General features: G+C 71.0%; 5 protein-coding genes. 2 read left to right on the forward strand and 3 right to left on the reverse strand.

Annotated features, from left to right (window positions below; all coding sequences use genetic code 11):
- Nucleotides 1-303 precede the first annotated feature (303 nt).
- A complete protein-coding gene (locus D7V97_RS40580; RefSeq protein WP_120615919.1) occupies nucleotides 304-729 on the reverse strand; it encodes a nuclear transport factor 2 family protein in 426 nt (141 codons plus the stop codon).
- A gap of 226 nt (nucleotides 730-955) precedes the next feature.
- Here D7V97_RS40580 and D7V97_RS40585 point away from each other — a divergent pair, with 226 nt between their 5' ends.
- Nucleotides 956-1753 carry a hypothetical protein gene (locus D7V97_RS40585; protein WP_120615920.1) on the forward strand — a complete coding sequence of 266 codons (798 nt, stop codon included), beginning with the start codon at nucleotides 956-958 and terminating at the stop codon, nucleotides 1751-1753.
- The gene (locus D7V97_RS40590; protein ID WP_120615921.1) at nucleotides 1750-2259 is read left to right on the forward strand and encodes an arsinothricin resistance N-acetyltransferase ArsN1 family A; all 510 of its coding nucleotides are present in this window, start codon (nucleotides 1750-1752) and stop codon (nucleotides 2257-2259) included. Before D7V97_RS40585 ends, D7V97_RS40590 begins: the two co-directional genes overlap by 4 nt.
- On the opposite strand, the gene D7V97_RS40595 is transcribed toward D7V97_RS40590, so the two are convergent.
- Both D7V97_RS40595 and D7V97_RS40600 read right to left on the reverse strand, forming a co-directional pair.
- Entirely contained in the window at nucleotides 2260-3690 is a 1431-nt protein-coding gene (locus D7V97_RS40595; protein WP_147445188.1) for a hypothetical protein, read from the reverse strand.
- 141 nt (nucleotides 3691-3831) lie between these two features.
- Nucleotides 3832-4360: glycoside hydrolase family 19 protein (locus D7V97_RS40600; protein WP_199729149.1), on the reverse strand; the 529-nt coding region annotated here is incomplete at its 5' end.

Raw genomic sequence — 4360 nt, forward strand, 5'->3', positions numbered from 1 at the left:
TCACGGGCTTGCGCTTGGCGGCCGCCACCAGCACGGGCGCATCCGACGCGAGGGCCGCGCTGGCGGGGGACGCGGCCAGCAGCAGGACGGTCAGGAGGGGGGCAATGACGCGGGTCATCATGGGGTTCCCGAAAGGGGGACGACGCGGCCCGTCGAAATGGGCGGCCGCCCCTCCACGCTACCCCGGCTCGCGGCACTCGTGCACGGGAGTGCACACAAGCTGCGGACGCCCCTTGCGACAGCGCCACGCTCCGGGGGGTGGACTCCCCCGAACCCGCGAACCCGCGTGAAGTTGCGCGGATGTCACGCCGGCGTGGTGGAGGGGACCTCCGAGCGGGGCGCGGTGCCGTGGGCCAGCTCCTGCCCCAGGGCATGCGGGTCGAAGTAGGCGAAGAAGCGGCGGATGCGGTCGCCGTCCCACTCGATGATGGAGACGCCCTCGTAGGCGATGGCGGCGCCGTTGTGGGCGGTGCCCTGCGTCTCCCACTCCAGGGCCACGCGGTCGCCGGATTCAATCATGTTGCGGAAGGTGGATTTCACCTGTCCGAGGGTGCCTTTGTATTCGGTCCAGAAGCGGCGGGCGCCGTCGGCCCCGGAGAAGACGCTGGGCGAGGCGACGTTGCTCACCTGGGCGTCCTCGGCGAAGAGCGCGACCAGCGAGTCGATGTCGCCGTGCTCCTCCAGTTTCAGCAGTGCGTCCACGAACCGCTGCGCTCGTTCCATCGGCATCGCGCGTCCTCACTTCAGGGAAGGTGTTTCCGGGAAGGGTGGACACGCGGGGTGGGAGCGGCCTCCAAGCGCTGTCGCTCCCTCGCTCCCCAGCCGGAGGCTCCACCCCCCTGCCCCCGGGTGGCCCGTGGCACGGACACTGTCTCCTCGGAGTGAGGCCCGGTGCGGGGCCGCCCCCTTGCTCCCGGAGGGGTGGGCAGAGGATGACTGTCCCCGAGGAGCATCCATGTCCCAGCAGGCCCACCGCCCCGCGCCGCCCACCACCGACGAGACGCCCGACGCTCCAGCGCCGGTGGTCGCGGAGACGTTCCTTCCGCTCGCGGTGCTGTTGGAGGAGGTGAAGTCGCCCGGGGTGCTGCGCTCGGACATCGACGCGCTCATCGCGGCGCTGGGCCGGGCTCCACCGCCGGACGAGTCGCTCCGGGAGCGGGCGGACCTGCTGCTGGGGCTGATGGCCCGTGAGAACCCCGTGGGGGACTACGTGGGCAAGGGCGGGCGGAAGGTGCGTCACGCGGCGAAGGACGCCCTGCTGTCCCTGGGGTATCCGTACGCGCTGGAGCTGCCGCCCGAGCTGCTGGAGCCGCAGGCTCCCGTCACGACCTCTGACGAGGTCCCGTCACCGGGGCCGGGCCCGGGCGGAGTGATCATCACGCTGCTGTCCGTGCTGTGCCAGACGCTGTTCTGCGTCCTGGGGCAGCTGCTCAGCGGCTACTTCGGGAAGGACTTCCGGGGGCAGGTGCTGAGTCCCTTCGTCCTGGCCGGGTTGATCATCTGGGTGTCCACCCTGTCTTCCTTCTTCGGCCACAGCCTGGGGAACCGGACGCTGCAACGCGGTGGCTCGGTGGGGCTGTGGCTCCAGTTCGTGTTCTGGGCGGTGGCGAGCCTCTTCGTCCTGAGCAGCGAGAACCCCTTGGCCTTCGTCTTCCTGCCCTGGCACCTGACGCTGGGGGCCGCCCTCTCCATGCGTCCGGTCCCGGAGGCGGAGGAGCCGCTGGCGCCGAAGCTCCCCACGCCCACGCCATGAGCGCGACCCCACTGCCCACGGTGAGGCCCGCGACGCGCGAGGACCGGGCCGCCATCGCGGCCATCTACAACGCGGCCCTCGCCGAGCGCGCCTCCACCTTCGAGACGCGGCCCCGCACGCCCGAGGACATCGACGCGTGGCTGGGCAAGCGCCACCCGGTGCTCGTGGCGGAGGAGGACGGGCGCGTCATCGCGTATGCGTCCACGGGCGCCTACAGCCCGCGCGAGTGCTACGCGGGCGTCGCGGACTTCAGCATCTACGTGGCCCCGGAGGCCCGGGGTCGGAACGTGGGGCAGCACGTGCTCCAGGCGCTGCTGAAGGAAGCGGAGGCGGCGGGCTTCCACAAGCTCACCTCGCGCGTCTTCGCGACCAACGTGCGCAGCCGCGTGCTGCTCGGGCGGCTGGGATTTCGGGAGGTGGGGGTGCATGAGAAGCACGCTCCGCTCGATGGCGTGTGGCACGACGTGGTGGTGGTGGAGAAGCTGCTGCCCGCGAACGTGCGGTGATCAGCGCCGCGAGTCCTCCGCCCACTCCTCGCGGGTCCAGCCCTGCCGTTCGTAGAGGGCGCGGCGCTCCGCGGGGAGGGCGTCCCAGGAGGTGCCGGGGTCCAGGTCCTTCGGGCGGCTGAAGACGCCGGGGACGTCGCGGCGGAGGGCCTGTGCAGCGCGCTCGGGGGTGAGGCCGCGCAGGCCGTAGCCCAGCTTGAGGCTGGCGTGGTGTTGGCCGGTCTTGTCGGAGAGTTCGAAGGCCACGCCGCCGCCGAACTCCGCGGTGCGAGCGTTGAGGTTCACGTGCGCGCGGGCATGCGACCCCGCGCCCAAGGACAGCTCCACCTTGCCCTGCGAGTCGCGGCTCACGCTGGCGATGCCCAGGTCCAGTTGGAGCTCCGTCTCGGATTCGCCGTGCACGTCCGTCATGACCTCCAGCTCCAGGGGGCCGGCCTTCGCGACGACGCCGGCCTGCGTCTGGAGTTCGGAGGGTCCGCGTGAGGCGAGCCGGGCCTCGCTCTTCACCCGGAGCAGGTCGTGGGACGCGCTCGCCTCAGCGGTGAGGAAGGTGCCGGCGGGCCTCTGTCCGGAGAGGACCAGCGCACGGGCGGTGGCCGTTTCGTAGGCCTGAACGAGGGAGTGCTGGGGCCGACCAATGCCCGCCTTCCATTCCGCTTCGTAGCGTTCACGGCGAGGGTCGGCCCAGGAGAGTCCAAGCACGGTTTCGCGCAGGTCCAGCGCCTGGGGAGCACCGAGCGAGCGCAGTGCACGGAGGCTGTCCGACTGTCCGACAGCTTCGCCATGGCGTTGCAGATAGGCGTCGTAAGAGAGGACCGCGGCGCGCCCCGTGTCGATGGCGTGGGCATTCACCGCGTCGCGCAGTGCCCCGGGCAGCTTCGGATCATTGACGAAGATCTCCGGTCGCCCCGGCATGCCGAGCGGGCCGGTGACGCCCCCCGAGCGCCGCTGGAGGACGCCGTTGGACACGGCCTGGTCGAGGAAGGACTGTCGGGAGGGAGCGTCCAGTCGGGACACGTAGGTGGCGAGCAGCCCGTCACGGTCCATGCGCTCCAGCGTGGCGCGGTAGGCGTCACGAGGAACGGAGCCGAGCGCGCTGTGCGTGGCCTGGACGTCGCTGCCGGTGAGGAGGGGGTTGGACAGGCTGCGCGTCAGGTGTGACTTGAGCGCGGTGTAGACGTCCTCCGGGACGGGGGACGATGGAGGACGCGGCCGGCTGCCCAGTGCAAGTTCGCGCGCGGACACGGTGGGGCCCGCGAGGCCGGTGGGCGGAGGGGCCACGGCAGGAGCGCCGGGCGGACCGTCATAGGTCCGCAGCTCGTTGCGCGTGGACGACGGCGCGGGAGGCTTCAGCGCCGTGGGCGCGTCCACTTCGGGAAGGGGGCTGTCGGGGGAAACAGGGCTGCTGCCGGAAGAATCGATTCGGGACATCGGGCTCGCTCCGAGAAGGGAGGAGCCCGTCCCTGTGCAGCCGGTGCGCCAGCGTCAGGTGCCTGGAATCACGAGTCGCCTGTCACGAAGGATCCCCTTTCCGGACGCGGGATCCCTCCGTTCAGACGGGTGAATCACGGCTCAGCCCAGCACGCCCTGCGCGCGGCGGTAGTACATCTCGCGGCTGGCCATGCCGTTGTAGCCGCCGTTGATGCGGCGGGTGACCTCGCGGAAGTTGCCCGCGTCCGCGTAGCTGTTCAGGTTGCGCGAACCCCAGTACCAACCCGCGATGCGGAACGCGACGTCCGGATCCTTCGCGCGCTCCGGGTGGCCTTCCAGGTCGATGCCCAGCGCCTTGCCCGCCGCGCGGTAATTGGCTCGGCCCGTGAGCTGGATGGGACCCCGGCCCTTGTAGCGCTTGCCGTCACCCGGCTGCGTGTTGCCCAGGTCCTTGCGGCCCTCGTACGCCGCGCCGGAAGCAATCTCTTCCATGTAGCGCAGCTCGCCGCTCTCGTGCGCCAGCTGCGCGAGGAACATCTCCTGACGCTTCGGCGTGTTGATCTTCGCCTCGGCCATCGCCTTGTTCAGGTGCGGCAGGTACTGCTCCGCCTTCGCCTGCGACAGGTTCGGCATGATCTTCCGCAGCTGCGCCACCGACACGCCACCCTTC

This window comes from Corallococcus sp. CA053C (assembly GCF_003611675.1).
Taxonomy (GTDB): domain Bacteria; phylum Myxococcota; class Myxococcia; order Myxococcales; family Myxococcaceae; genus Corallococcus.